At 51.0% G+C, this 26,582-nt stretch carries 23 protein-coding genes; 3 read left to right on the top strand and 20 right to left on the bottom strand.

All coding sequences use genetic code 11. The features are described from left to right. Positions 1-63: 63 nt before the first annotated feature. The 3 genes from ACLB09_RS23010 to ACLB09_RS23000 all read right to left on the bottom strand — a co-directional run bounded on the left by ACLB09_RS23010 (position 64) and on the right by ACLB09_RS23000 (position 4,663). Positions 64-1,419, bottom strand: a complete 1,356-nt coding sequence (locus ACLB09_RS23010) for an alpha/beta hydrolase (RefSeq protein WP_410772168.1) — start codon at positions 1,417-1,419, stop codon at positions 64-66. Then, the gene (locus ACLB09_RS23005; protein WP_410772167.1) at positions 1,397-2,740 is read right to left on the bottom strand and encodes an alpha/beta hydrolase; all 1,344 of its coding nucleotides are present in this window, start codon (positions 2,738-2,740) and stop codon (positions 1,397-1,399) included. Before ACLB09_RS23005 ends, ACLB09_RS23010 begins: the two co-directional genes overlap by 23 nt. A gap of 198 nt (positions 2,741-2,938) precedes the next feature. Beyond that, on the bottom strand, positions 2,939-4,663 hold the full coding sequence (locus ACLB09_RS23000) for an ABC transporter ATP-binding protein (RefSeq protein ID WP_410772166.1): 1,725 nt from the start codon (positions 4,661-4,663) through the stop codon (positions 2,939-2,941). A 210-nt stretch (positions 4,664-4,873) separates the two neighbouring features. Between ACLB09_RS23000 and ACLB09_RS22995 the strand changes: the two genes are divergently transcribed. Next, the gene (locus ACLB09_RS22995; RefSeq protein ID WP_410772165.1) at positions 4,874-5,266 is read left to right on the top strand and encodes a CopG family transcriptional regulator; all 393 of its coding nucleotides are present in this window, start codon (positions 4,874-4,876) and stop codon (positions 5,264-5,266) included. A 430-nt stretch (positions 5,267-5,696) separates the two neighbouring features. Here the strand turns inward: ACLB09_RS22995 and ACLB09_RS22990 are convergent, their stop codons facing one another. From ACLB09_RS22990 to ACLB09_RS22925, 14 genes are all read right to left on the bottom strand, one after another. After that, on the bottom strand, positions 5,697-7,457 hold the full coding sequence (locus tag ACLB09_RS22990; RefSeq protein WP_410772164.1) for a glycoside hydrolase family 13 protein: 1,761 nt from the start codon (positions 7,455-7,457) through the stop codon (positions 5,697-5,699). Positions 7,458-7,730: 273 nt separating this feature from the next. Further along, positions 7,731-9,890: an ATP-dependent helicase gene (locus ACLB09_RS22985; RefSeq protein ID WP_410772163.1), complete on the bottom strand. Its 2,160-nt coding sequence runs from the start codon at positions 9,888-9,890 to the stop codon at positions 7,731-7,733. A 65-nt stretch (positions 9,891-9,955) separates the two neighbouring features. Next, a complete protein-coding gene (locus ACLB09_RS22980) occupies positions 9,956-10,285 on the bottom strand; it encodes a YnfA family protein (protein WP_410772162.1) in 330 nt (109 codons plus the stop codon). Positions 10,286-10,414: 129 nt separating this feature from the next. Continuing rightward, complete coding sequence (locus tag ACLB09_RS22975) at positions 10,415-10,588, bottom strand: hypothetical protein (RefSeq protein WP_410772161.1); 174 nt, start codon at positions 10,586-10,588, stop codon at positions 10,415-10,417. A gap of 79 nt (positions 10,589-10,667) precedes the next feature. Next, positions 10,668-11,489 carry a class I SAM-dependent methyltransferase gene (locus ACLB09_RS22970; protein WP_410772160.1) on the bottom strand — a complete coding sequence of 274 codons (822 nt, stop codon included), beginning with the start codon at positions 11,487-11,489 and terminating at the stop codon, positions 10,668-10,670. A gap of 16 nt (positions 11,490-11,505) precedes the next feature. Continuing rightward, positions 11,506-12,429: a 2-dehydropantoate 2-reductase gene (gene panE / locus ACLB09_RS22965; protein WP_410772159.1), complete on the bottom strand. Its 924-nt coding sequence runs from the start codon at positions 12,427-12,429 to the stop codon at positions 11,506-11,508. A 204-nt stretch (positions 12,430-12,633) separates the two neighbouring features. Next, positions 12,634-14,547, bottom strand: a complete 1,914-nt coding sequence (thrS, locus tag ACLB09_RS22960) for a threonine--tRNA ligase (protein WP_410772158.1) — start codon at positions 14,545-14,547, stop codon at positions 12,634-12,636. A gap of 546 nt (positions 14,548-15,093) precedes the next feature. Continuing rightward, positions 15,094-16,044, bottom strand: coding sequence for an alpha/beta hydrolase (locus ACLB09_RS22955; protein WP_410772157.1), 951 nt, complete (start codon positions 16,042-16,044; stop codon positions 15,094-15,096). Positions 16,045-16,410: 366 nt separating this feature from the next. Continuing rightward, positions 16,411-17,328, bottom strand: a complete 918-nt coding sequence (gene rbsB / locus ACLB09_RS22950) for a ribose ABC transporter substrate-binding protein RbsB (RefSeq protein WP_410772156.1) — start codon at positions 17,326-17,328, stop codon at positions 16,411-16,413. A gap of 13 nt (positions 17,329-17,341) precedes the next feature. Then, a complete protein-coding gene (gene rbsC, locus ACLB09_RS22945) occupies positions 17,342-18,310 on the bottom strand; it encodes a ribose ABC transporter permease RbsC (protein WP_410772155.1) in 969 nt (322 codons plus the stop codon). 1 nt (position 18,311) lies between these two features. Beyond that, a complete protein-coding gene (locus ACLB09_RS22940; RefSeq protein ID WP_410772154.1) occupies positions 18,312-19,793 on the bottom strand; it encodes a sugar ABC transporter ATP-binding protein in 1,482 nt (493 codons plus the stop codon). An 18-nt stretch (positions 19,794-19,811) separates the two neighbouring features. Further along, complete coding sequence (gene rbsD / locus ACLB09_RS22935; RefSeq protein ID WP_410772153.1) at positions 19,812-20,207, bottom strand: D-ribose pyranase; 396 nt, start codon at positions 20,205-20,207, stop codon at positions 19,812-19,814. Position 20,208: 1 nt separating this feature from the next. Then, positions 20,209-21,087, bottom strand: coding sequence for a ribokinase (gene rbsK / locus ACLB09_RS22930; protein WP_410772152.1), 879 nt, complete (start codon positions 21,085-21,087; stop codon positions 20,209-20,211). Then, a complete protein-coding gene (locus ACLB09_RS22925) occupies positions 21,080-22,069 on the bottom strand; it encodes a LacI family DNA-binding transcriptional regulator (protein WP_410772151.1) in 990 nt (329 codons plus the stop codon). The genes rbsK and ACLB09_RS22925 overlap by 8 nt, the downstream gene beginning before the upstream one ends. A 182-nt stretch (positions 22,070-22,251) precedes the next feature. On the opposite strand from ACLB09_RS22925, the gene ACLB09_RS22920 reads away from it, so the two are divergent. Further along, positions 22,252-22,662, top strand: a complete 411-nt coding sequence (locus ACLB09_RS22920) for a bacteriohemerythrin (protein WP_410772150.1) — start codon at positions 22,252-22,254, stop codon at positions 22,660-22,662. Between the two features lie 67 nt (positions 22,663-22,729). On the opposite strand, the gene ACLB09_RS22915 is transcribed toward ACLB09_RS22920, so the two are convergent. Further along, positions 22,730-23,008, bottom strand: a complete 279-nt coding sequence (locus ACLB09_RS22915; RefSeq protein WP_410772149.1) for a DUF6171 family protein — start codon at positions 23,006-23,008, stop codon at positions 22,730-22,732. A gap of 8 nt (positions 23,009-23,016) precedes the next feature. Next, the gene (locus ACLB09_RS22910) at positions 23,017-24,513 is read right to left on the bottom strand and encodes an alpha-N-arabinofuranosidase (protein ID WP_410772148.1); all 1,497 of its coding nucleotides are present in this window, start codon (positions 24,511-24,513) and stop codon (positions 23,017-23,019) included. Between the two features lie 188 nt (positions 24,514-24,701). Here ACLB09_RS22910 and ACLB09_RS22905 point away from each other — a divergent pair, with 188 nt between their 5' ends. Further along, positions 24,702-25,625 (top strand): ArsR/SmtB family transcription factor, encoded by a 924-nt coding sequence (locus ACLB09_RS22905; protein ID WP_410772147.1) that lies wholly within the window; start codon positions 24,702-24,704, stop codon positions 25,623-25,625. A gap of 37 nt (positions 25,626-25,662) precedes the next feature. Here ACLB09_RS22905 and ACLB09_RS22900 read toward each other — a convergent pair whose 3' ends face one another. After that, positions 25,663-26,487, bottom strand: a complete 825-nt coding sequence (locus tag ACLB09_RS22900) for an AraC family ligand binding domain-containing protein (protein ID WP_410772146.1) — start codon at positions 26,485-26,487, stop codon at positions 25,663-25,665. Between the last annotated feature and the right edge of the window lie 95 nt (positions 26,488-26,582).

The following is a 26,582-nucleotide window of genomic DNA, read 5'->3' as shown; positions in this document are numbered from 1 at the left end:
TCCTTGGAACGAAAAATCTGCTTCGGAAAGATGAATTCAACCCAAGCGCTAACGACCTCCGATTCATAGGGATCCATTCTGTTTCTCCCACGCCTCTACCCGGTACTCCAGTTTCGTATCCTCATTCAATCTCTGGATGCGATAAGGAATAAATTCTCCATTCGGCCCTGCTTCATGTACTCCGCTGTCAGTCACAACTTTGTAGCGGACAGCCATATCACGAGGGAGATGGAACACGCCTCCGAAAAGCTGTTCAGAAATTCGTGGAACAGCCAATTTCCCGATTAGGATCGCTTCCTTCGCCGGTGTCTCAACCGGCACACGTATGCGGATGGACACCTTCACCATTTCGGACAGATGCTCAACGACCGAAGTCTCAGCCTGAGCATTCACCACCTTGCCTCTGTAAGTGATTTGCGCGTTTCCCTTTCTGAAAGGCCTTACGACGCCATCCTTATTCACTTCAAGAAGTGATGGATCACTCGTCTCGAAGACGCCATTCAAATCGGTCATTCTAAAGCCGCTGTCGAAGGAAACGACCGGGTTCAGCCAAGAAGACATGCCCGTCAGCCCGAATTCAGTTCTCCCATACAGCTTGGCGGCAACCGGCTTGCCCGGATTACCGAAAAAGTACAGCAGCGGCATATGGACCCGATCCGCCCAATCCTTCTCCGTATGCGCTGCTCCCGGCACCTCATAAAACATCAGGTTGTCGCTGGGAACATAACCTTGATCCATCAGTTCTCCAATGACACCTCTTACATGCCGGACCAGAATATTCGCTTCGACCTCCCCGACATCAACCCACAAGTTCATATTATTAATACCGGTATAACGATTGTAAAAGCGGGTTTCTTCAAGCGTGTTCGGATTCAATCGAATGAAATAAGGCGACAGGATGCCTAATTTCGAGAAGATATGACCATTGCGAAAGCCAATATGATAAGTGGCAAGTCCGCCCATTGACGAGCCCATCAGCGCCGTATGCTCCCGTCCCGGCAATGTACGAAGCGACCGATCGATATATGGCTTAAGCTCTTCAATCAAAAAACGCTCATACGCTTCCCCTTTGCACACTATATCCGGGGCATCCGGAATACATCCGTCTTCAACAGCAAAGGCGTACTCATTTATCCGTTCTTCGCCGCGGTTGTCGATGCCGACTATGATGATTTCTTCCATAAGTCCTTCAGCGATTAACCGGTCCGCTGTCCGATGAATATTCCAGGAGTTATTGGAAAACGGATTCGGATGGAATATTCCCTGACCGTCATGCATGTAAAGAACCGGATAACGCCGGCCCGGCTCTTCATAATAACCTGGCGGCAGGTAAATACGCATCCCCCGTTTCTGCTCCATCGCTGCGGAGACGAAGGAGGGAATATGCAGCAATCGCTCATTCCAAGTATTCGGATCCATCCAGCTCCCACTCCTCTACAATGAAATGAAAGCTGGCGGATTCCGAAGTGTTGAACCTCCTGCTTGTTTCCCTTTTCTCATGAAATCCGAATCCCCGGGATATTTTGATATCAAAGGCCAAGTCCCGCGGCAAAAGAAAATGCCCTTGATAAAATCCGTCCCGTTTCTTCGGTATTTCCAACCCTGCATGTATTTGGGCATCGGCAGGCGTGGACGCAGGAACGGATACGCAAATTCCGATCTCCACCAAGTCCGACAATTCCGGGAATACCTCGATTTTGGCCGAGGAGCTTACACCTTCATACCGGACAAATACTTCAGCCGTTCCTACGGCGAGAGGAACCAAAGCTCCATCCTCTTCTATCCCCAATACTTTAGGATGATCGACTGCATATTCGGCTGCGAGCAGGCTCATCTGGAAGCCTGTACTATACGTTACCTTCGGATAAAGATGAGTCCTCTGTCCGCTTAAGCCGATTCTCCTTCTGCCTTCAATATTCACGCTTTGGGGACGACCGATATGACCGAACAGATAAAGCAGCGGGCTAGCCAGTCGTTTCGCCCAATCCGCCTGGGAATGCCCTGCATCGGCATCCAGCAGAAACATCAGATCGTCCCCGGGCTTGAAGCCTTGCCCAATGAGCTCATCGGCAAATTCCCGAACATGCCGCGGCATAATCGTGCCTTCCATCCCGCCGATATCCAGCCACACCCGAACAGATGGCTTGCCCGAAAATAGACGGTAAATTTTCATCTCGCTGATCGGGTCTTGATTACCCGTTTCGCCCCCTTGTTCTTTAACGACCGCATGCACGAAGAAAGGAGACAATATCGCGACCTGACCGAATATGTCCGGTCTCCGGAAAGCGATATGATAAGAGATGAGAGCTCCTGCTGACGAGCCGATCAATGCCGTATGCTCCCGATCCGGCATAGTGCGGAACAGGCCGTCGATCATCGGCTTTAGCTCCTCGATTACGAATTGCTCGTATACCTCCCCCTTGCATTTAGCATGAAATGCTTCCCCTACTCCTGGATTATCGTGAAAATATTCAGATACTCGCTGATCGGATATAGAGGATATGGCGACGATAATAATTTCCTTCATATGACCCTCACGACTTAGCCGCTCCGCTGTATGGTGCATCTCCCACGAGCCGCCCTTCTCATCGGCGGCGAACATATGCTGTCCATCATGGGCGTACAGGACGGGATAACGCTGCAAAGCCGCCTCGTCATATGAAGGGGGCAAATAAACATAAATATCTCGAGAGTTGTCCAGATACCTTGAATAAACATTAGATAATTTGACGATTTTCATTTCCTCAACCACCCTGCCTCTCCAATAATCATATTAACTTAAACGTTTAATGCATGTCGCTTATACGTTTAAGTTAATCGTTAAATGGATTCTACTCCCTAGCCGTTATTTTTGTCAAACAGGACAATTTCGGCGGGTTGGTTTGCAGAAAAGCGGCGTTTATTTTTGGAAAGGAAATTCGGTTATTCGTAGGCCGAATTACACGGCAAGACCGTGGTGCAGCTTTTCATATAATCCTCCCGAAGCTATAAGCTCCTCATGGGTTCCCTGATCGATAACCCTGCCTTGGTCCATTACATAGATATGATCCGCCTGGCGGATGGTGGACAAACGATGGGCGATCACGATCACGGTACGTTCGGATTTCAGGCGTGACAAAGCCTCCTGCACCAATCGTTCGGATTCGTTGTCAAGCGAGGAAGTAGCCTCATCCAGCAGAAGGACCGGCGCATTTCTTAGCAAAGCCCTGGCAATGGCTATCCGCTGCCGCTGTCCCACGGATAGATTGGAGCCCCCCTCTCCCACTTCCGTCTCTAAACCCTCCGGCAACTGGCGTATAAAATCTATCGCATTGGCATCACGTACCGCCTTAATAACCTCTTCCTCCGTCGCATCCCTTTTGCCATCCATGATATTGTCCCGGATCGTTCCCGAATATAGGCAGTTCTCTTGAGGTACCACGGAAAAATAGTTGCGCAGCTCGTTTAATTCCATGTCCCGCGCCCCTTTCCCGTTCATGAATATCTCCCCTTGCTGCGGCCGGGAAAGGCCGAGCAGCAGACCGAACAAGGTGCTTTTCCCCCCACCGCTCGGCCCTACTATGGCTATCGTCTTACCAACTCCCACGGTCATCGATATTTCGTGCAATACCGGGCGGTCCATGTCATAACCGAAGGTGATTTGACGAAGCTCCATGCTTTGGAAACCTGGCTTGGAGTCAAGAGGCTCGGGGATGGAGCGATACTCGGCTTGCTCATCCATGACCTTAAAAATCCGGTCCGCCGCGCCGATGGCCTGCTGAAGATCCCCCCAAAGCGACGCCAATCCAGTAAACGGCCAGGTCAGATGGTTCATCAATTGAATAAAGGCAATCAGCCCGCCTACTGCCATATCACCCCGGGATACAAAATATCCTCCGATAATAAAAGTAACTATAAATGCCGAAATGCCGATCCCGGTTGCCGCCCCGGTGACGGTCGCAACCATTTTCCCGCCCTGAATTTCAATTTGGCTCACCGTATCGCTTTTCGTTCGAAAACGTTGAAGCAGCTGTTTCTCCAGTCCAAATGATTTAAATACAAAGCTGGAACCGATAATTTCTTGAATCCGGGAAGTCATTTCAGCAATCCCGTTTTGCAGCTCATTTGAGTTTCGGCGAAGCATTTTGCCGAACAATCCGCCGATCAGCATAGTCACCGGCCCGATAAAGATGCAAATCAGCGCTAATTTCCAATTCAGCGTCAGCAAATAAAAGAAGGACAGCAGCGCAAGCAGGGGGTTACGAATCAGCGTAATCAGCGTCTCGCTGCAAGCTTGGCCGATGGCCTGATTGTCGCTGGTCAACCGGGACAACAACTCGCCTGAATGATTTTTGCGGTAATACTCTGCGGGAAGACACAGCAGTTTTTCCAGCGTGCCAAGCCGGATATCGTTGCGGATTTTCGAGGATACGCGGGTTTTAAAATAAATGTCCACATAGCTGTTAATGACTGTAAATACTAAAATTGCAGCACCGGTCCCGATAAGAAAAGGCCATGCCGAGGGATTCGCTCCCACCGCGGCATTCGTAATCTGATTCAAGTACCAGGCGATGGCCAAATCAAGACCTACTCCTACGATCATCGTGACCCCCAAGATCAGGTAAGTTGATTTATACCGACCCGCATAGCCAAGCAAACGCCAAAATGTAGATTTCGTTTCCATTTCCGTCCATCCTCCTTCAATAAATCACATCAACCATCCCAATAACATCCATAAACCATCTAAAAACCATCCATATACCATCTGTATGGAATCCAACTTACCATATTACTCCATATTGCGCAATACCGTTTTATTCAGCCAAAATAGGCCTTGAGTTGACAGAGTGAAAAGAATTCATGCATATTAGTTGTAATGATTGGGGGAAGATGCATGGCAGATTTGGAGAAAATCACGATCAATTTAGGGCCTGTCGATCTGGGACAAATCGATTTGCTGGTCGATCAGGGCTTCTATTCAAACCGGACGGATTTTATTCGCATCGCTATTCGTAACCAAATCGATTCGCATAGTCACGAGATCAACCAGTATAAGCAGGAGAAGTTTTTCGTTTTCGGGGTAGCGCAATTTAGCCGCAGCGAGCTGGAGGATCTGAAAAGTGTCGGAAAACGGCTGAACGTAAAGCTGGTGGGGGCGCTTATCATCTCCAACGATGTCACGCTGGATTTGGCCAAGGAGACCTTCGAGAATGTCAAAGTGTTCGGCATGATCCGGGGACCGGAACCGGTAAAAAACTGGCTGCGCGAGTTGCAGCAGGAGAAGTGATGTTTAGCCGATTGCTTCGACCGCAGCCCGATCGAAAATCGAAGACCGGACAGCCTCGTTAACCTTAAGAGGCACGGCAGCCTCGTTGGAAATCTCCAACGAAGAGCCCGCCGTAGCGCATACTGCTGCAGTTGGTATGGATATTTCCAATGAATATCGGGTGTGTAAAACAAAAGGGCCCATGCGGGCCCTTTTTGCTTGGATATTTCCAATATAACCTTTAGATAGCGCTCTTTATCAACAGCTCGATTGGGTTAGTCCAAGGGAAATCCCCAGATGCTGCTTCTATCCTCAACCAACCGAGTCAAACCGGCCATTTTAGGAGCTCGTTTTACACGTTATCCACAAAGTTATCCAGATATTATTAATAGTTATCCAGTTATTCGATACTTGTACACAACGTGGTCTGTGAATAATGTGAATAAACTGTTTATTTGTTGATAGTTATTATACGGAATTGTTTCGGTTCCAGCAGACAAGCCGCAATTCCTGATTCCGATGCGATATCCTGCCCCGTCCACAGGTCGGATAATTTCTTGCCTTGCCAATCGGATGGCACCGGAAATGCCACCGGTTCTGCTCCGTTATTCAGAGCTACCACGATTTCCTGGTCGCCTTGGCTTCTCGAGAAAACGAACAGACCGGAGGCATCCTCGCTCTTCAGCACCTGAAGCCGGGAATTTGCGGTCAAGGCCGGATGGCTCTTGCGGATGGCAATCAGCCGTTTGACGGAGTCGAGCAAATCCTGATCCTGCTTCTCAGGATCCCACTCCATGCAGCGGCGGTAATAGGCGAAGTCGTCCCCGTCGCCCGTCAACCCGACTTCGTCACCGTAATAAATGCACGGGCTGCCGGGATACGTAAACAGCAGCAGGAACGCCAGCTTCAGCTTCGAGGTGTCATCCCCGCACTGGGTCAAAACCCGTGCCGTATCATGGCTGCCGAGCAGGTTAAACATCACTTCGCTGACATTTTCGGGATACAACTGGAGATGGCTCGTCAGCAAATTGCCGAACCGCGTGGCGCCGATCTTGCCTTTGGCAATAAAATCGATAACCGCCTCGGTAAACGGATAGTTCATCACCGAGTCGAACTGATCGCCCTGCAGCCAAGGCATGGCATCATTCCAAATTTCCGCGATAATATAGACATCGTCTTTCGCCGCTCTCACGGTGTTGCGGAATTCGCGCCAGAATTTATGATCCACCTCGTTCGCCACATCCAGCCGCCAGCCGTCGATGTCGAACTCCTCGATCCAGTATTTCGCTACGCCGAGAAGATACTCTTTCACCTCAGGATTGCTCGTTTTCAATTTAGGCATGATATCCGTAAAAGCAAACGACTCATACGCCGGAAGATCCCCTTCTTCCTCCCCGAAGCTGATCATGTGGAACCAGTCCGCGTACCGGGAGGACGCTCCGTTCTTCAGCACATCCTGAAACGGCGCAAAGCCGTACCCGGAATGATTAAACACCGCGTCGAGCATGACCCGGATTCCGCGTTCATGGCAAGCTTTAACCAGCTGCCGGAACGTTTCCTTATCGCCGAACTGCGGATCGATTTTCATATAATCGATCGTGTCGTATTTGTGATTGGTCGGCGCCTCGAAGATCGGGGTCATGTAAATGCCCGAAATCCCCAGCTCCGCCAAATAGTCCAGATGCTGAATGATCCCCTCGAAATCGCCGCCGAAGAAACTGTCGGGCTTCGGAACATCCCCCCATACTCCGTTCGTATTGGTTTTCCGTTCCGGATTCCCGTTGGCAAATCGTTCCGGGAAAATTTGATACCATACCGTATCCTTCACCCAAGCCGGCGCGTCGAACACGTCGATGGCATTGAGGTACGGAAAGCGAAAAAACCGGTTGTCCTCCAGGTCCTGCGTGAATCCCATTTCGCCCAGAACCCAAGTTTCGCTGCCGTCGGTCACTTCGAATTGATAAACAAACCGTTTATTTTCCGGCGAAATCGCGATAAACCAGTAGTCGAACAGCTCATCGGACGTCATTTTGGCCATTGGCAATTTGTCCGACAGCATATGCCCTTCGGCCCAACGGTACGGATCTCCGTGAATCAGCTCCACGCCGGTCAGGTCGTCCTTTTTGGATCTCAGCCGGATATGCAGCGTATTGGCGTCGTAAGCATAGGCGTAACTGTTTTTGGGGCGGTGATAAATGGCTTCCTTAATCATTTCTTTCTTCCTCCTTCGATTAATAAAAATAAAAAAGAGCACATCCCCAAGTCCTTCCCGGGGTTGTGCTCGTCATTCGCTCGAATGAAAAGTCAGGCATTGCCCTTCTGTTGATGTGCTCCATTTACTGGTAGTATAGATCGGCTTATACCGGGTGTCAATCCTTATTTCCGACCGATTAATACAGGTGAAACAGCAGGCTCTGGGCGATAAAATGCACCGGCACGGCCAGCAGTTCCATTCCGGTCATTCATTCCCCTGTATATTTCCCTCTTAAACCCGCTCCAGTAATCCCATTTCAACGCAGGTCTGTACGGAAAGCGTCTTTACCCCTTGCTCGAACGCGATATCGATCAGATCGCCATGCCGGCTGCGGACTTCACCCTGCCCGAAAACCCGATGCCGGACTTGGTCCCCCGCCAGAAAGGCGGCTGCTACGCCCGCGCGATCCCCACCCTCCGGCGCCGGCTGTACGATGGACCGGATATGGGAGACAAAGCGAGATTCGGCGACTTTTTCACCGTCCCGGTCCTGATAAGTCAGCAGCTCCAGATGTGACTTGGCCCGGGTCATCCCGACGTAGAACAGGCGGACCGCTTCCTCCATCAGCGCCTCGTCGCCCGCGGCGTTTTTCTTGATATCCTCGGAAGAGGGGATGATGCCGTCGACCAGATCGATCATATACACTTTATCGAATTCCAACCCTTTCGCGCTATGAAAAGTAGATAACGTGACGGCATTGCCGTCTTTTCTTCTTTTCGAAGTTCTCAGGGCCGATTCCAGCACCTTCAACCGGTTTGCGAACTCTTCCATCGTCTCCAGCGTATCCGCGATTTCTTCCAGCGTGTTCAAAATCCCGATCAAAAACTCCTTACGGAACCCGAGCCATTCACACATTTTATCCAGGGATTTCTCATAACCGAGCCGCTCGCGGATGACGCGGATCGCCTGCAGCGGCGGCATGCCGCTCATTTCGCGGAAGATGTCCCGGTTAGCCTGGATCAGCCCCCGCTGATAGTCCTGCAGCTTCACATGGTTCAGCAGATTGTCGAAGACGGACTCGTTATTTTGGATTTCCTTAAGGGCCGCCATCTGCTGCTTGCTGATATACCCGGCCATCTTCAAATGAATTTTATCCAGAATATCCGGTCGCTTGTCGGTAAAGGTCATCCGCATAAAATTCAGTATATCTTCCACCACCCAGTGGGAGAAAAAGCGGTTATCGGTATCCTTCATATAGAACGGAATTCCCGCCCGGTCCAGCGCGTTCATCAGCGCGACGGAGGAAGAGTTGTTGCGGTAAAGAACTGCGACTTCGGAGAGCTTGTCCGATTTCTGGATTTCCTGGACCACATGCCTGGTCTGCGATTTGTAGTCGGCAAAGGTCCTCATTCCGATCGGCTGCCCCGCTTCGCTCCGCTCCGTAAACATATTCTTGTTATACCGGTTCTTGTTCCGCCGAATGAACTCATTAGCCGTATTCACGATTTCGGGGGTAGAACGGTAATTTTGCTCCATAAACAGGATCGCCGCACCGGGGAAAGCCTCCCGGAAATTCAACAAATAAGAGGGCTCCGCCCCCCGCCAGCTATAAATGGACTGATCATCGTCCGCCACTACGCAAAGATTGCCGTGTTGCCGGGCCAACTTTTCTATCATCGCATGCTGAACGAGTGACGTATCCTGACTTTCATCAGTTAATATATAATCGTATTTCCCTTGATATTTTTCCAGGAGGACGGTATCCCGCTCCAAAATCTCGTTGCCCAAGGTCAGCATATCGTCAAAATCGATCAACAGGCTAGGGTGCCCCGATTGCTTGAAGGATTCATACTCGCTCAGGATGACCTCGGCGTTTGGAACTCCGGCTTTTACGGTTCCCCATTTTTCCGGGGGGAGCATTTTATTTTTGACATAACTGATATAGGTCGTCAGCTCGTCCATTTGATCGTCCGTCATATTTTCCCCGGTCACCGATTTGAAAATCTGGCGCAAAATAGCCTTCTTATGCAGCGGGGTATGCTCGGGCCCTTCTTGTTCTCCCCGCTCCTGATCGCCGCTTCCCTCAATCATTTGATAGTGGACCCCGGTTTTGCGGAAATGCTCCCGGACCACTTCATAAGCCAGACTATGAATCGTGGAAAATTGCACCGGAGGCAGCTCGGGAAAAAAGCGCCGATACCGTTCCTTCATATCGTTCGCGGAGGCGCGGCTGAATGTGACCGCCTTGATCCGGGAAGGCTGTACGCCTCGTTCGGTGATCAAATAACCGATCCGCATAATCATCGTCGTCGTTTTCCCCGAGCCCGGAGATGCAAGAAGCAGGACGGCCCCCTCGGTATGGAGCACCGCCTGCTTCTGAATATCGTTCAATGCTACGCCAAGCTGGCTATGTTTCCGTTCAAAAAATGAAGTCATGCTGTTTACGCTCATGCTAGATGTACCCTCTCGATTCTTACGGTAGTCATCTACTAATCATACGCTCCTCCGAAATAAATTCAAGACGAACGCGGCCACCACAACATGACGGAAACCCCGATGAGACAAATTGCCGCTCCGATCCAGTCGAACAAATCCGGCGCTTTTTTATCCACGGCCCATCCCCATAACACCGCCAAAATAATAAACACCCCGCCGTAAGCCGCATATACCCTGCCGAAGGAAGGGAATTTCTGCAAGGTCGGTATAATGCCGTATAACACGAGAATCAGAGCGCCGACAATTCCGTAACCGTAATTCTTTCCTTCTCTCAACCATAACCAGATCAAATAACCGCCGCCGATTTCGGCAATGCCGGCAAGTACAAACAGAATGATGGATTGAATCATGACCTCACCTTTTTCCTGAAATGAAAGATTCTTATATAGTAAAATTATACTTTCAGTTCGTGCCGCCATCAAAGAAAAAGCCGATAAGCCCCGGAACTGTCGGGTACTTATCGGCCAAGATTTATTATTCTACACAATCTCTGCATTTTTCAAGGCATGTTCCCAGCTTGGAAAATAAAACAAAGCGCTGCGCATCAATTGAGGATCGGATTGCTTCACTTGCTTTTTGCTGACAGAGACACCGTTTTTTTGCAGCTCTTTAATTCTGCTGATTACTTGATCAGCGTCGAGTGTAATGTCCACAGGATCACCCCCTCAATTCCTAGGTTTTCCATTTCGGGGGTCATCTATGCACCACGAATCACAATCTGTTTTATCCGCTCTATTTGATTCCCAAACGCATTCTGTAGCTAAACAGAATCTCTTTGCTTTCCCCATTGAAATATTCCCGGGCTTGATTACGGAAAGACTCGATTTCCGGATTCAGTTCCGTCATCCCCAACTTAAACGCCGTCTGAAGTCCCCCTTGGCTTAAAGCCAGCCCTACATAACGATCGGCATCGCAGGACTCCTTATTGTGGAACACGATTTCCCTGGAGTAGCGAAAAAGCCTGCTCTGCTCCAACACACTCAGGTGTTCATTTTTGTTGCGTTTAACCGCCTGCTTCTCTTGATCAGTACTTTGTTCGATTAGTGCATCCGCTTTGCCGGTCAGTTGCATATACGCCTTTTCCAACTCCCAGCTTAATACAGGCGGCCAATCGCAGTCATAAGCGGCAAAAATTCCGCCCCTTCTGAGAACGCGATGTGCCTCCTTCAAGGTGCTCACCGGCTCCATCCAATGAAAAGACTGGGAACAAGTGATGATATCGACCGAGCCATCGGAAACGGCCAATTGGTTGGAACAGCCGGAGACGAACGAGACATGGTCCGTGCCGGAAATCGCTCTTTTCTTCTCCTCCGCCCTGCTTCTCATGTCGTCATTGGGCTCCACGCCGATGATCTGTTCCGCCCGATCCTTCCAGATCAAGGTGGATAGGCCGGTTCCGCACCCCAGATCCAGCACCAGTTCGGGTTTTTTTTCCAAGTAAGCCGTTAAAATATCCGCGACGAGCTCCGGCGCCTGCGGACGATGTTGATCATACAGCTCCGCAAAGCCCGAAAACCGCTCAATATTGCTCTGTAAATTCCCTTCCGGTATCATGTTTGCGACCTCCTCCTCAAATTTTCGGCCCGTTCACCCCGTAGACTTGGAGATTCTGATAAATAGCTCTGATCAATGGGGTTTCCAGGGAATGCTCTTTCGCCATTTGCAGCAAATAACCGTGCAGATGCTCTCCTTCTACAGCGAATCCTTTTTCCATATCCCGCTGCATCGAGGATTTCATGTCATACGATAAGTTCCACATCGTTTCCATATGCTTGCTTACAATGTCTTGAGCCAGCGGAGCACCGTGCGAGATCATAACGGCTTCGGTTTCCGAGAATACATCGCGAATAAAGTTCTCACCGCCTTCGCTTTCGCGAATCGGACCGACCGGGGCCCGCATCAGCGTAGTGACCCCTGCAATGGTTGAGATGAATAAATACTTATGCCAGATATCCCGTTCTATATGAGCGCTGCAGATAAAGGATGTTTTCGTTCCGCTTAAGGCCGATTCGATCCCGGCGATTCTTTCCGTATCCGTCCCCTCAAACTCGCCGAATTTGACGTAGTGATCCTTGCTGGTTTGAAGGACATGTCCCTCCGGATTCAAGGTCGCTTCAATAAAGCATAATCCCCCAATCACCCGGTCCGCCCCGAATTCCTTCTTTAAAAGCGGCAGATGTGCAACTCCGTTTAGAAGCGGCAGGATCACCGTTTGCTCTCCGACAAAAGGCTTTAAATCTTGCACTGCGCTTTGCAGGTGATAGGATTTGGTTGAAAATAACACCAAGTCATAAGGACTCGCAGGATCGCTAGCCGTGATCGTTTGGGGCCGGAGCGTTACATCGCCGTTCACGCTGCGTATAACCAAACCGTCCTTGTCCAACTGTGCTTTGCGGCCGCTGCGTACGAGGAACGTTACGTCGGCCCCCTTTTCCGCCAACCTGCCCCCAAAATAACCGCCGACACCGCCGGCTCCAAGCACTAATATACGCATGTCGTTTCCTCCGATTTAATTAAGATATCTTTTGAAACGGATGTAGCAAGTACGTAAAATGTTCCTACGATCGCTGTTGGTTCCAGATTTCTTGATCTTATAGAATCCGATTCGGAAGAAATCCGTAACCAAAGGCGACCGCTCCGCTTCTTCGGAATCATTTTACTCCCTTGCCTACTTCGTATTCTTAATTTTTGGTAGAAATTAGTTTCTAGCGTGTATCTCCTCCCGGATCTGCCGGATGAGCTCCGGAATGCCGCTGGAGCCGAGATCCCCTTCGCCGCGCTTCCTTACCGATACGCTGGACGCCGTTTTTTCGCTTTCGCCGACGACGAGCGTGTAGGGCACTTTTTCAAGCTGGGCTTCGCGGATTTTATAGCCGAGCTTTTCGTTTCTGTCATCGACTTCAACGCGGATTCCGGCCTCCGCCAGCGATTTCTTCACCTGATAAGCGTAATCGGCATAATGGTCCGAAACCGGCAGCAGCTTCGCCTGAACCGGGGCAAGCCATACCGGGAAAGCCCCTGCGTAATGCTCGGTCAGCATCCCGATGAACCGGTCGATCGAACCGTAAACCGCCCGGTGAATCACGACGGGACGATGTTTTTGATTGTCCTCGCCGATATAAGAGAGGTCGAATTTCTCGGGCATCTGGAAATCCAGTTGGATCGTCCCGCACTGCCAGCTGCGCTTGAGCGCATCCGTGATATGAAAGTCGATCTTGGGGCCATAGAACGCCCCGTCTCCTTCATTGATGCGGTACTGTATGCCGTGCCGATCCAATATACTTTGCAGTGATTTCTCCGCCCCATCCCATATTTCCTCGGACCCCATGTAATCTTCCGGACGGGTCGATAATTCGATTTTGTATTCGAAACCGAAGATTTGATAAACATGATCAATCAGCGCGATGACCCGGCTGATCTCATCCCCGATCTGCTCCGGCAAAACGAAAAGATGGGCGTCGTCCTGGCAAAACGTGCGGACCCGCATCATCCCGTTCAAGGCTCCGGAGTATTCGTGGCGGTGCACCTGGCCGAATTCCGAAATCCGGATCGGCAAATCACGGTAAGAGCGCAGGCTATTTTTATAAACAAGCATGTGTCCGGGGCAGTTCATCGGTTTTAGCGCAAATTTGGTCTCGTCCACGTTCGTGAAATACATGTTGTCTTTGTAGTGATCCCAATGCCCGGAATTTTCCCAAATCCGGTTGTTCATCATCAACGGGGTGCGAACCTCGTCATAATCCCGCTGTCTTTGAAGCTCGCGTACGAAATCCTCCAGCTCCGTGCGGATCGTCATCCCCTTGGGCAGATAGAAAGGCATGCCCGGAGCTTCTTCGGAAAACATGAACAACTCCAGTTCTTTTCCCAGCTTGCGGTGATCGCGCTTCTTCGCTTCCTCAAGAAACCGCAGGTGCTCATCAAGCTGTGCCTGCTTGGGAAATGCCGTTCCATATATCCGCTGCAACATTTTGTTGTTGGAATTGCCGCGCCAGTAAGCTCCAGCCACATTAAGCAGCTTGAACGCCTTGATCCGGCCTGTCGACGGGAGATGCGGCCCCCGGCATAAGTCGAAAAATTCACCCTGGTCATAGATGGTGATCTCGGATTCTTCCGGTAAGTCGCGAATGAGTTCCAGTTTGAGCGGGTCTTCGAGTTCCTCAAAAATCCGTATTGCTTCTTCACGGCTGACGACCCGGCGGACAATGTTCAGATTTTCCTGCACGATCTTCTTCATTTCGGCTTCGATGGCAGCAAGATCGTCCGTAGACAACGGCTTTTCGATGTCGATGTCATAGTAAAACCCGTCTTCGATCACCGGTCCGATACCCAGCTTAACGGCCTTCTCTCCGTAGATTCGCTTTATCGCCTGGGCGGTTAAATGAGCCGTACTGTGCCGGTATATTTCCAGCCCTTCGCTGCTATCGAGCGTAATCACTTCGACGAGGCAGTTCTGGAAGATCGGGTAATTAAGATCCACTAGTTTTCCGTCGACCTTTCCGGCGACCGCGTTCTTTCTGAGTCCGGTGCTTATGGACTCCGCAATTTGAGCTATCGTGGTTCCTTGCTGCACCCTCCTGATTGTTCCATCCGGTAAACTTACATTGATCTCCATGATTTTAGCCTCCATTTCTTCAGTGATTGAACGCAGATCATAGCTACCGCAAAGGGCCATGACTTGTCGGTTAGATACTTTACTTTGCGGAAACCTTTCCTGTAAACATTTCAGGACGCAAAAAAAACGCATCTCTCCGCCAAGGGACGAGTGCGTTCTGCTCGTGGTTCCACCCTAATTCGACCTTCAGCTCATTGCCCGGCAATCTGCCAAGAGATGAGGATGAATGGTCCTCGTTAGTAAGATTTCAAAAAGTCGATGACTTTTTGAATTACCTCAATAGAATCCGGTATCGGGGATCAGACGGTGACGAATACTGCCGTAAAAGTAAATTTTGCGGGTTCAACGCCACGGCTGCAAAGGGGTAATTTCACTACCGTAACAGGAGCAGCTTTCAGCCTGAGCTACTCTCTCTGGACAGTTCGTGTAGGAAATCATGTCTTCGGTCAAAGCCTGGTATTTGCTTATTGGCTACAACAATATTACAAATTCGATCCAAAAGTCAAGGGCGGATTCATAACCGTCATAAATATTCTTGAAAAAAGATTACTTCACGTAAGCCCCGATAAAGTCCTTCACCACTTGGTCATATTTCTCCGGATCGACGGAACGGGCCAAGCCATGTCCCGCTCCGGGCGCGATATACAGCTGTTTCTCCGTTGGGCCGTTATCGTAAAGCTCATGCACCATTTCGCTAGGGACGAATAAATCCGCGTCGCCATGAATGAACAGGGTCGGCGTAACCGATTTTTTCACCTGTTCCAGGGCAGAAGCTTCGCCGAAGAAATACCCCGCACGGAGTTTGGTCAACAAGCTTGTTGTCTGGACAAGCGGAAAAGAAGGCAGATGGTACATGCGTTTCAACTGATAAGTCAGCTGCTCTTTAGCAGATGTGTATCCGCAGTCATCTACAATAGCTTTTACATTAGCAGGCAGCTTCTCGCCGCTCGTCATCAGGACGGTTGCCCCGCCCATGGACACGCCGTGAAGCACGATTTGCGATTGATCGCCCGAATGTTCGATGATTTTATCAATCCACTTGACGTAATCTTTGCGCTCCGGCCAGCCGAACCCGATATAGTTGCCTTCGCTGGTTCCATGCCCGCGAGCATCCGGCAGAAGCACGTTATACCCCAGCTTGTCCGCATACATTTGGGCCAAGTTGCCCATATCCGTAGCCTTTCCGCTGTAACCGTGCGCAACGATGACCGTTTTATCGGTCTTCGATTCGGCCGCCAAATAATAAGCATGCAGCTTCAGCCCGTCATCCGAGACCATGCTCCAATCCTCAAAAGACTGCTCCTCCCACCACGCCTCGCTATTCGTAAACGTCATCTCATCGACATTTGCGCTGACCTCCAGATCCGGATTGCCATTTAAAAAGCTCTTGTCTGCGCGCGTAACCGCGACGTTATAGAAATAAAAACTCGCGGATGTAACGACTATAAGCAGCAGCACAGCAATGGTTGCAACCACGATCAACACCTTCTTCTTCATGAAAAATATCCTCATGTTGCTTTCTCTAATCCTTTTCAGCCGATCTTCCATCATTCCGTATCGAACTAACCTAAAGTAAGTATATGATCCCATTATAATGCCTTCGACGAATGAATCTCGGATTAGATTTGGCAAAAAGCCGAAAAAACAGAATGAACATACAACAGGCGCCGATCCCCTTCCTCGCGGTGAAAACTAATTTTTCCGGTTAGTTCAACGCTCAATTCCCGCCTCCCGATTGTTAATATATTTCTATAACTATATTCGAAAAGGAAACATTAAACATATAGATCATAGCAAAAAACTCCCGGACAGGCTTGACGATGATTGCCTTGTCCGGGAGTGTTCAATTTCGGGAAAGCTCGACTATTCTTTGGTCACCAGCTTCAGCGGTGCAGGAATGTTTTTCTCTACGGTCTTGCCCTGCAGCACATCAAACGCAGCTTGTACCGCCAGTTGCCCGATCAATTCCGGCTGTTGCGCCACCGTGGCGGTCAGCTTGCCCGCCTGGATCGACTTCAGCGCATCCTCATTGCCGTCGAAACCGATGACCGGAATGTTTTTGCCGGAGCTTTGAATCGCTTCGATGGCGCCCAGCGCCATTTCGTCATTGTGGGCAAATACAGCCTGTACATCGGGATTCGCCTGGAGCAGATTCTCCATCACGTTCAGGCCTTTGATCCGGTCGAAGTCTGCGGTTTGCTTGGCGACTACCTTTAAATTCTGGTCCGCAACTTCATGGAAGCCTTTTCCGCGTTCCCGGGTGGCCGAAGCTCCGGCAACGCCTTCCAGTTCGACGACCTTCGCGCCTTTGCCCAGCAGCTGCTCGATATATTCCGCCGCCATTTTGCCGCCTTTTGCGTTATCCGAAGCAACCAGCGCTTTGACCTCGCCCTGGTCCGCGGAACGGTCCAGCGTAATCACGGGGATTCCCAGCGTATTCGCCGATTGAACCACCGTCGAGATCGCCGCCGAATCGGTCGGATTGATAAGCAGCACGTCCACGCCCTTTTGCATCAGGTCGTCTACGTCATTGCTTTGTTTCGCCGAATCGTTCTGCGCGTCAACGATGATCGTTTCCATGTTGTGCTTCTTGGCTTCAGCGACCACGCCGTCTTTCAGCGATACGAAAAACGGATTGTTTAACGTCGAGATGGACAGCCCGATTTTGATATCGTTCAAATCCCCGCCCGTTTTGGGCTTGGCCCAGCCAGGGGGCTCCAGGGAACATCCCGTTGTCAAAACAAGCAGCAGAGCCGACAATAATAAAGTTATTTTTTTCATATGATTATCCCCCTTATGCCGATTTCTTCCGGTCGATGAGCACGGCGATCAGGATTACGATCCCTTTGACCACCATTTGGTAGAAAGAAGAAACGCCGAGCAAGTTGAGACCGTTGTTCAAGGTACCGATGATCAGCGCACCGATCAGCGTCCCCACGATGCGGCCCCGGCCGCCGGAGAGGCTTGTACCGCCAAGGACGACCGCAGCGATCGCGTCCAGCTCGTAAGACGTGCCTGCCGTCGGCTGCGCCGAGTTCAGACGGGAGGTCAGAATCGAGCCGGCCAGAGCGGACAGCAGGCCTGCCAGCGAGTAAATCATGATTTTTACGCGGTTTACTTTAATGCCTGACACGATCGATGCTTTTTCGTTTCCCCCAATGGCATAGGTTTTGCGTCCGAAGGAGGTCTTGTGCAAAATCACCCACAGAATCGCGAACGTCAGGATCATCGTGATCGCCGGCACCGGAATGCCGAACTGGTAGCCGCGGCCGAAGAGCTGGAACGTCATGCTGTCGCCGAGACCGGTAATCGGATTGCCTTCCGTATAAACCAGCGTCAGTCCTCTGAAAATCGTCATCGTAGCCAATGTGGCGATAAACGGCGCCATTTTCCCTTGCGTGATCAGGAGGCCGTTGATCGTCCCCATCACGCCGCCGAGCAAACAGCCGATAATGATGGCAAAAATCGGGTCAAAGCCGGAAACCATCATATTGGCAACGAAGGCACTGGACAGCGCCAAGATCGAACCGACGGACAAGTCGATGCCGCCCGTCAAAATAACAAAGGTCATGCCGAACGCAATCAATGCGTTGATCGATACCTGCCGCAGCAGATTCAAAATATTAAGCGGTTCCAGGAAACTCGGATTCAGAACCGATACGATGATAATCAGGATGATCAAACCGAGTAACGGGCCTAGTTTTTGCGTAATTTGCGAAAGTTGAAAGCCCTTGCCTGTCTTTGTGTCGTTCATGGTTGTCATGTTACTGTCCCCCTGTCGCGAGCTTCATGATTTTTTCCTGCGTCGCTTCTTCTTTGCTTAATTCGCCCGTAATTACGCCTTCGTGAACAACGACGATTCGGTCGCTCATCCCAAGCACTTCCGGCAGTTCGGAGGATACCATGATGATGGCAACGCCGTGATCGGTCAGTTCATTCATGAGCTGATAAATTTCACGTTTGGCTCCGACATCCACGCCCCGGGTAGGTTCGTCCAAAATGAGCAGCTTGGGACCGATCCCTACCCATTTGGCGATAACCACCTTCTGCTGATTACCGCCTGACAGATTGCCGGCTGCGGTTTCGGAGGAATGCGTTTTGATTTGCAGCCGTTTGATGAGCGCATCGACAAAAGCATGTTCTGCCTTGGACGAAATCAGCCCTTTGGAGGTAAAGCTGCTGAGGCTGGGCAGTACCATATTGTCGCGGACCGAAAAGTCCAGAACCAGCCCTTCATCCTTGCGGTCCTCCGTGATGAAGCCGATGCCGAGCTTCACCGCATCGGCCGGTCTTCGGATCACGGCCTTTTTGCCGAACACGGTAATCTCGCCGCTGTCCAGCGGGTCCAGTCCGAACAAGGCCCGCATCATTTCCGTGCGTCCGGAGCCCATAAGCCCGGAGAATCCTACGATCTCGCCGGAGCGGACTTGGAAGTTTGCATCCCGGAACCATCCCTTGCGCGAAGCATGCTTTACCTCAAGCACGACTTCCCCCGGTCTCGGATCTCTGGCGGGATAGCGCTCCGTCAATTCCCGGCCGACCATTTTCTTGACGACCTCGTCAAAGTTGGTTTCCGGAATGTCCTTCGTATCCACGGTACGTCCGTCCCGCATGACGGTGATCCGATCGCAAATGGCGAAGATCTCTTCCATCCGGTGCGAAATATACACGATGGACACGCCTTCTTTTTTCAGCGAGGCAATTACTTCGAACAGCTTCTGGATCTCCCGTTCCGTTAGTGCGGATGTAGGTTCATCCATAATGATTACTTTTGTGTCCGTCAGCAGTGCCTTGGCAATCTCGATCATCTGCTGCTGGCCTACCGAACATTGACCGGCCTCGACATTTAGCGGGATGTCAACGGACAGCTTCTTGAACTGCTCGTTTGCAAGCGCCTTCATTTCTTTCGCTTTCAGAAGCCCCCAGCGGGACGACATTTCCCTGCCGATAAACAGATTCTCAAGCACGGTCATATCCGGCCATACGTTAAGTTCCTGATGTATAAAAGCGATGCCCTGGCGCTCCGCCTCCTTGGGATTGGCGAAATAGGTTTCCTTGCCGTCGATCAGAACGGTTCCTTCATCCCTGGCATGCAGCCCGGTAAGAATGTTCATTAACGTTGATTTGCCGGCCCCATTTTCTCCCATCAGGGCGTGCACCTCGCCGGCGCCAAGATCAAAATCGACGCCGGACAGCACCTGGTTGCTGCCGAAGGCCTTGTGGATTCCCTTCATTTGAATCTGCATAACGGCTCCTCCTTTTGATCAAAAATAGACGCCCGCCTGTAAAATGACGTTTGCAAACGGCTTGGCTTCGCCCGTGCGAATCACGGCTTTGGCTTTCCGGGTCAGCTGTTTGAACTCTTCATGAGGACATTGCTTAACCGGAGTCTCGCCGAATGTGCGCCCGATATATTCAAACGCTTGCGGATTGTCCGCATTCATCTCTTCTGCAATAACTACCTGCTCAATCTCCATATCCGCCGCGATGGCGTTAACCGTATCTTCGAAGCTTGGCGTACCCAGCGTTAGCGCTAAATCGATTTTCGGAACGCCTTCCGGAATGGGCAGGCCGAGATCCGCGACAACGATGAGATCGGTATGGCCAAGATCGGCCAGCACCTTGGTAATATGACTGTTCAGTATTCCCTGCTTCTTCATCTCACATCTGCTCCTCTACTTCTTGACGCCGCGGCATGCCGCCTTGCGCCCCGAATTTCGTCACCGACAAGGAAGCGGCGCGGTTGGCAAACCGGACGCTGTCGAAGACCGGCTTTCCTTCGGCCAAGGCAACGGCGAACGCGGCGTTGAACGTGTCTCCTGCGCCTGTCGTGTCCACGACGTCCACCTTATAGGATGGAACGAGCACTTCTTGTTCACCGTCAAAATAACGGACACCCTTGCTGCCTTCCGTGATGAACAGCTTGTTCGGATATTTGCGCAGCGCTTCGGATATACTCAAGTCTGAAAACAAAATCTTCGCCTCATGCTCGTTTGGCGTAATGTAAGCCGCATTCTCGATAATCTCTTCTGCCAATGGACGAGCCGGAGCGGGGTTCAACAGCAAGGGAACTCCGAATTGGTTGCAGACCCTGCTGACATGTGTCACGGTTTCTTCGGGGATTTCCTGTTGAATCATCACCATGTCCGCCCCCTGAAAAGCGTCCTTGGACCGTTCGATATATTCCGGCGTGACTTCATTATTCGCCGCTTTAATGACGACGATACTGTTATCGCCCTCGGCCAGTACGATGTGGGCCGTGCCGCTTTCCATATGTGTAACCGGTTCCACATAGTCGGTGGAAACACCGTTGTCTTTAAAATTGTCCAAAATCTGCTGGGCGAAATGGTCGTCCCCCACGCGTCCGATCATCATAACCTCGGCGCCCAGCCGCGCCGCGGCCACCGCCTGATTGGCTCCTTTGCCTCCGGGGACGGTCTTGAAGCTGTCTCCGAGAACCGTTTCACCGGCTCCCGGCCGCTTGGAGGATGTCACAACAAGATCGATTGATGAGCTTCCTACCACTATAATTTTAGCCATGTTGCCCCACCTTTCGGGTCGTATCCCGCTCCGTGAACGTAACGGGCATCTGAATCGTAGTTTGATCTGTCTTTTCATTTTCTATTAACTGGATCAGCAATCGGGCCGCTGCTCTTCCCATATCGTAGGCCGGCTGACGAATCGTCGTAAGCGACGGGGTCAGCAGGCTGCTGAGCGGAATATCGTCAAATCCGATGATCTGCACGTCATCCGGCACCTTTTTGCCTAACCGCAGGGCTTCATGCAGCACCGCCGTCGCCACGATATCGTTGCTGGCGATCACCCCGTCGGTGCCGGGATACTGCTCGAACAGCTCTTTGGCCCAGCTTCCCGCCTCCGTAAAAGAAAAGGACGAGGTATGGATCACATTATAAGCAAGTCCCTGATCCTTCAGCATGTCAATAGCGCCTTGATAACGATCCTGCGCCGGCCGGATATGTTCCGGTCCCCGCATGACCGTTATCTTGCGGCTTCCGCGGGCAATGATCTCCCGGGCAGCCATTTTGCCTCCCTCCCGTCCGTCCGAATACACCGACGGGCGGTTGTCCGCCGTCCGGTCGAGAAACACGACCGGAATGTTCAGCTTCCGGTACGTATCGGTATCCGGGTGGTTGGTCGAAGCGATCAGGCCGACGACGTTATTTTGCACAAAGGTCTGGATATATTCTTGTTCCTTCTTTAACTTCTCGTCACTGTTGCCGAAAATGATCCTAAAATCGTTCTCTTGCATTTCATCCTCCGCTCCCCGAGCAAGTTCGGGAAAGAAGGGGTTGGTGATATCCGGCAACACCAGGCCGATTAGCCTTGATTTACGTTTATACAAAGATCTTGCGACCTCATTTGGCGTATAGTGGAGCTCGGTGATAGCGGTTTCAACTTTCTTGCGCGTATCTTCATGCACATAGCCAATCTCATTGAGCACTCGCGAAACCGTCGCTACCGAAACGCCCGCCTGCTTTGCCACATCCCTGATGGTCGCCATCTTTGTTTCTCCTTTCAGTATGGAACCGGTTACACATATAAAATATCACACCGATTTCACTTTGACAAGCCCCTGATTATCCCAAATGCGCGAAACTGTGATCTTATTAATTGTGCCTGCCAGTTTGGAAGAGTGAGAATGTGTTGATAGTATTTTGAACTTTGTTGAGAGTGGTGATGTTCATGATTCCATGGAAAGAAAGCTACGACATCGGAGTCGAAAAAATCGATTGCCAGCACCGGCAGTTGCTTGTAAAACTGAATGAATTTTTTGACGCATGCTCCAATCGGCAAGGACTTCAGAGAATTGAAGAAACGCTGAAGTTTCTAAAAGAGTACACCATCGAACATTTTGGCAGTGAGGAAGAATTGATGGAGGATATTCACTTCCCTGAGCTCGCCGACCATCGGAAGGAACATGCGGAGTTTGTCAGAACCGTGCTGGAACTCGAAGAAAGCGTTAAGACGCAGGGTGCCTCTGTGTTAACAACGATTAAACTGAATCGGACATTAACCGACTGGCTCATCACCCATATCAGCAAATGCGACAAGTTGATTGCAGAACATATCGGCAAATCCAAAGCCGGGGCTTAATTGTATATGAAAAAAATAAAGGTATCGCCTGAATAAAATCGGGCGATACCTTTTATTTCATTCCGCGTCATTCGATGGCGCCTGCCGCACTCCACAAACCGCCGCCCGGCAGCGGGCAAGACCGCTCCTTCAGCCAGGCGATGACCGGGATGATACAGCCGCAGGCCGCGCAGGTGACCCCGTCGGTCAGCTTCGGACAGGAACGGCAGAGTTCCAGCCGGTCCTGATACTGGGCTTCGCTAACCCGGCGCTCCGGAGCGAACATCGTGGTTTTAAGCAATCGTTCCATCTGGGCTTCAGTGACCTTGTAATCGTCGCGGCAAGCTTTGCAGGATGTGTCCGTCATGGCGAGCCTTAAGCTTTTACCGCCAGCTCCAGCGTTGTCACCGACATAGCCGGCAAAGTCACGGACAGGGTACCTTCTTCCAGCAAGAAGTCGGTGAACACTCTCGGCGCGACGGCTTCCGGCTGCTCGAACTTGTTGTGGGCGTCAATTTTGTCGCCAGAAAGCGTGCTCCCCGTAATGCTCAGTCCGCCTGTAGCCAAACCACGGAGGTCCAGCTTCACCTGACTTGCCGAGTCAGGCTGCAGGTTACAGAAGCTAATATGGATAGCCCCTTCCGCATCGCGAGATGCCGTAGCCGTCACCGACGGAATCTCCTCGTCGCCTAACTTGTAGCCGCCGCTTTCAATAGAGAGATCCAACAATTCGGCATCCTGATGGACCTTATACATATCAAACACATGATAGGTCGGCGTCAGAATCATCTTTTCTCCCTCCGTCAAAATGACGGCCTGAAGAACGTTAACGGTTTGAGCGATGTTCGCCATCCGAACCCGGCTGCTGTGCTTATGGAAAATGTGGAACGTCAATCCCGCCACCAACGCATCGCGGATCGAGTTTTGCTGATACAGGAAGCCCGGATTCGTTCCCGGCTCAACGTTGTACCAAGTTCCCCATTCATCCACAATGAGTCCGACCCGGCCTTCCGGATCATATTTATCCATGATCGTACTGTGGCGAGTGATCAACTCGTCCATGTATAACGCCTTTTTCAGTGTCGCAAACCAGGCCGCTTCGTCAAATCCCGTCGCTTCCCCTTTATCGGCCCAGTTGCCGGTAGGAAGGGTATAGTAATGGAGCGTAATGGAATCCATAAACCGTCCGGCTTCGCGCATCAGCACTTCCATCCAGTTGAAATCATCCGAATTCGGACCGCAGGCGATCCGGTGAATTTTATTGCCGTCGTAATTCCGGACATAGGTTTGATATTGGCGATACAAATCCGCGTAATATTCAGGACGCATGTTGCCGCCGCAGCCCCAGTTTTCGTTCCCCACGCCAAAATAGGTCACTTTCCAAGGTTCCTGATTTCCGTTTTGGCCGCGAAGATCCGACATCGGGGACACCCCGCCGAACGTTAAGTACTCAACCCACTCGGACATTTCCTGTACCGTACCGCTGCCTACGTTACCGTTGATGTAAGGCTCGCACTCCAATTGGGCGCACAGCTCCATGAATTCGTGGGTCCCGAAATGATTATTCTCGACCACGCCGCCCCAATGGGTGTTAATCATCCGCTTGCGTCCTTCTTTCGGCCCGATGCCGTCCTTCCAGTGATATTCGTCCGCGAAGCATCCGCCCGGCCAGCGAAGAACCGGGATTTTGATTTGCTTAAGCGCTTCCACGACATCGTTTCGAATTCCGTTCGTATTAGGAATCGGTGAATCCTCGCCAACCCAAATGCCTTCGTAAATGCATCTTCCCAAATGCTCTGAAAAATGTCCGTAAATGTTTCGGTTGATTGTCCCTTGTTCGCGATCGGCATTCAGCACACCAAGTAATGTCATTATCGGTTCACTCCTTAGTTAATATATTTATTAATCAATTCATATATTTACAAACATTATAGGCAATAATTAGAGTAATAGTCAATTTATTTTTCGTATTAAACCCTTAAATCACATATCCGCTTGCCAAAGGACTCAAACATAGTTAATATAATTATTAATTAAATTGACAATAAGGTGGAAGCTTAATGAACCTTGATCTTACGGAAACATCTCTTCCCGTATACGAAGCGTTGGCTAGTCCCGTGCGCCTGCACGTCCTCCGTCTGCTGGCCGGTCGCCCCATGAATATTAAAGATCTGGCAAGCGCGACCGGATTATCCAGCGCGATCATGACGATGCATGTCCGCAAGCTTTCAGAGGCCGGTTTGATTGCAACGCGGATGATGCCGGGAAAAAGCGGCTTGCAAAAGATCTGCTCTCTCGCCGTAACCGGCGCGGAAATTCAATTTCTGACGGACGAACCCTCCGGGCGTAAGAGCCACCGGGTCGAAATCCCGGTCGGACACTATTCCGATTTCCACATCGAACCGACCTGCGGCCTGGCTACCACGGACAAGATCATCGGCAGCTTCGACGACCCGCGTTATTTCTGGGACCCGGAGCGCATCGACGCCGCCGTTCTGTGGTTCGGGAAAGGATTCATTGAATACAAGGCCCCGAACTATCTTCTGTCCAGCGAGCAGCCGACGGAGCTGGTATTAACTATGGAAATTGCTTCGGAAGCCCCGGCCGTCAATAATAACTACCCGTCCGACATCACGTTTACCTTCAACGGCATCTTTGTCGGTACCTGGACCAGTCCGGGAGACTACGGCGACCGGCAGGGCAAATTCACGCCGGACTGGTGGTCTCCTTACACGAACCAGTACGGGCTCTTGAAACGATTACGCATTACGGACGAAGGCACTTTTATGGACGGGCTCAAACTGTCGGACATAAAATTGCAAGACATTGACTTGAAGCGCAAGGAATGGACTTTCCGGTTATCCGTCGAAGACGACGCCCTGCATATTGGGGGATTAACGCTGTTTGGAAAAGGATTTGGAAACTACAACGATCATCTGTCGCTGGAGCTGTTTTATACGGAAACCGCTTCGCCGCGATCATAATTGCGGTTTAGGGGGTGTTCGGGGCCTTGACGCATGTTCACGGATTCAGCCCGTGCAGCTTCTTGAAGTCCTCCGGACTCATGCCGGTATGCCGCTTAAACACCGCGCAAAAATAACTGGAATTCTCATAACCGACCTGGTGGGCAATCTCGTAGATCTTTTTGTTCCGTTCGCTGAACATCAGCTTTTTACTTTGGCTGACCCGCTCCTGATTCACATAATAGAGCGGCCTCATCTTCATTGTTTTCTGAAACAGCCTGCATAAATATTGAGGCGAAACCGAGGCGACTTCGGCCAGCTCGGCAAGCGGCAAAGGCCGATGCAAATGCTGAGCGATATACCGGAGCACCGGCTTCATCCGTTCCAACTCCTCATTTCGGCCCGTCGGCTCGATGAGGAGTTTCTTTAGATCCAGGAGCAGGGAGTAGAGTTGCTTTGAGCATTCAACTTCGAAATCCGCCGCATCCTTCCCTTCCATCGAAAGCATCTGCTCCAGCCCCTTCATGAGAGCCTCTGAACGCAGCTTGACTACCCCGGACCTTTCGATCCCCGCGTAGGAAAGCAATTGGCTTGCCTCCCTCCCGTGAAACGACACCCAGGCAATTTCCCATTGAGCGCTTACGGGCGTGTAGTGATGGGGGATGCCCGGAAACAGGAAGAATATGTCGCCGGGGCCCACCAGGTATTCTTCTTCCCCCAGTACCAGTCTGCCCTGGCCGCCGAGAACCTGGTGCAGTTGATAATCGGGAAATCCCGAGGGCCGGATGGTGTCCGATTGATGCTGCCAATACCCGACCGTCGTCATAAAGACCGGCAGGCCGGTAGCCTCCTCCGTCTGGGAAAATAGGAATGCATCCTTCACCCGTAACCCCTCCTTAGTTTCATATTTTGATATAGCATGCTAATATTCTTTATTTTATATAGCATCGCCCAATCGTATAATGACAATATTATATC

The sequence above is a fragment of the Fontibacillus forbon genome (genome assembly GCF_046559655.1).
Lineage (GTDB): Bacteria > Bacillota > Bacilli > Paenibacillales > Paenibacillaceae > Fontibacillus.
This window is presented reverse-complemented; position numbering and strand designations above follow the sequence as displayed.

What these genes read in the sequence shown, in the direction of transcription:
- ACLB09_RS23000 (WP_410772166.1), bottom strand. Translation starts at nt 4,663, where the DNA reads ATGGAAACGAAATCTACATTTTGGCGTTTGCTTGGCTATGCGGGTCGG.
- ACLB09_RS22970 (WP_410772160.1), bottom strand. Translation starts at nt 11,489, where the DNA reads ATGATACCGGAAGGGAATTTACAGAGCAATATTGAGCGGTTTTCGGGC.
- ACLB09_RS22955 (WP_410772157.1), bottom strand. Translation starts at nt 16,044, where the DNA reads ATGAAGAAGAAGGTGTTGATCGTGGTTGCAACCATTGCTGTGCTGCTG.
- ACLB09_RS22995 (WP_410772165.1), top strand. Translation starts at nt 4,874, where the DNA reads ATGGCAGATTTGGAGAAAATCACGATCAATTTAGGGCCTGTCGATCTG.
- ACLB09_RS22980 (WP_410772162.1), bottom strand. Translation starts at nt 10,285, where the DNA reads ATGATTCAATCCATCATTCTGTTTGTACTTGCCGGCATTGCCGAAATC.
- ACLB09_RS22940 (WP_410772154.1), bottom strand. Translation starts at nt 19,793, where the DNA reads ATGCAGATTCAAATGAAGGGAATCCACAAGGCCTTCGGCAGCAACCAG.
- ACLB09_RS22910 (WP_410772148.1), bottom strand. Translation starts at nt 24,513, where the DNA reads ATGACATTACTTGGTGTGCTGAATGCCGATCGCGAACAAGGGACAATC.
- ACLB09_RS22915 (WP_410772149.1), bottom strand. Translation starts at nt 23,008, where the DNA reads ATGACGGACACATCCTGCAAAGCTTGCCGCGACGATTACAAGGTCACT.
- ACLB09_RS23010 (WP_410772168.1), bottom strand. Translation starts at nt 1,419, where the DNA reads ATGGATCCGAATACTTGGAATGAGCGATTGCTGCATATTCCCTCCTTC.
- ACLB09_RS22990 (WP_410772164.1), bottom strand. Translation starts at nt 7,457, where the DNA reads ATGATTAAGGAAGCCATTTATCACCGCCCCAAAAACAGTTACGCCTAT.
- rbsC (WP_410772155.1), bottom strand. Translation starts at nt 18,310, where the DNA reads ATGACAACCATGAACGACACAAAGACAGGCAAGGGCTTTCAACTTTCG.
- panE (WP_410772159.1), bottom strand. Translation starts at nt 12,429, where the DNA reads ATGCGTATATTAGTGCTTGGAGCCGGCGGTGTCGGCGGTTATTTTGGG.
- ACLB09_RS22905 (WP_410772147.1), top strand. Translation starts at nt 24,702, where the DNA reads ATGAACCTTGATCTTACGGAAACATCTCTTCCCGTATACGAAGCGTTG.
- rbsB (WP_410772156.1), bottom strand. Translation starts at nt 17,328, where the DNA reads ATGAAAAAAATAACTTTATTATTGTCGGCTCTGCTGCTTGTTTTGACA.
- rbsK (WP_410772152.1), bottom strand. Translation starts at nt 21,087, where the DNA reads ATGGCTAAAATTATAGTGGTAGGAAGCTCATCAATCGATCTTGTTGTG.
- ACLB09_RS22920 (WP_410772150.1), top strand. Translation starts at nt 22,252, where the DNA reads ATGATTCCATGGAAAGAAAGCTACGACATCGGAGTCGAAAAAATCGAT.
- ACLB09_RS22925 (WP_410772151.1), bottom strand. Translation starts at nt 22,069, where the DNA reads ATGGCGACCATCAGGGATGTGGCAAAGCAGGCGGGCGTTTCGGTAGCG.
- ACLB09_RS22985 (WP_410772163.1), bottom strand. Translation starts at nt 9,890, where the DNA reads ATGAGCGTAAACAGCATGACTTCATTTTTTGAACGGAAACATAGCCAG.
- thrS (WP_410772158.1), bottom strand. Translation starts at nt 14,547, where the DNA reads ATGGAGATCAATGTAAGTTTACCGGATGGAACAATCAGGAGGGTGCAG.
- rbsD (WP_410772153.1), bottom strand. Translation starts at nt 20,207, where the DNA reads ATGAAGAAGCAGGGAATACTGAACAGTCATATTACCAAGGTGCTGGCC.
- ACLB09_RS23005 (WP_410772167.1), bottom strand. Translation starts at nt 2,740, where the DNA reads ATGAAAATCGTCAAATTATCTAATGTTTATTCAAGGTATCTGGACAAC.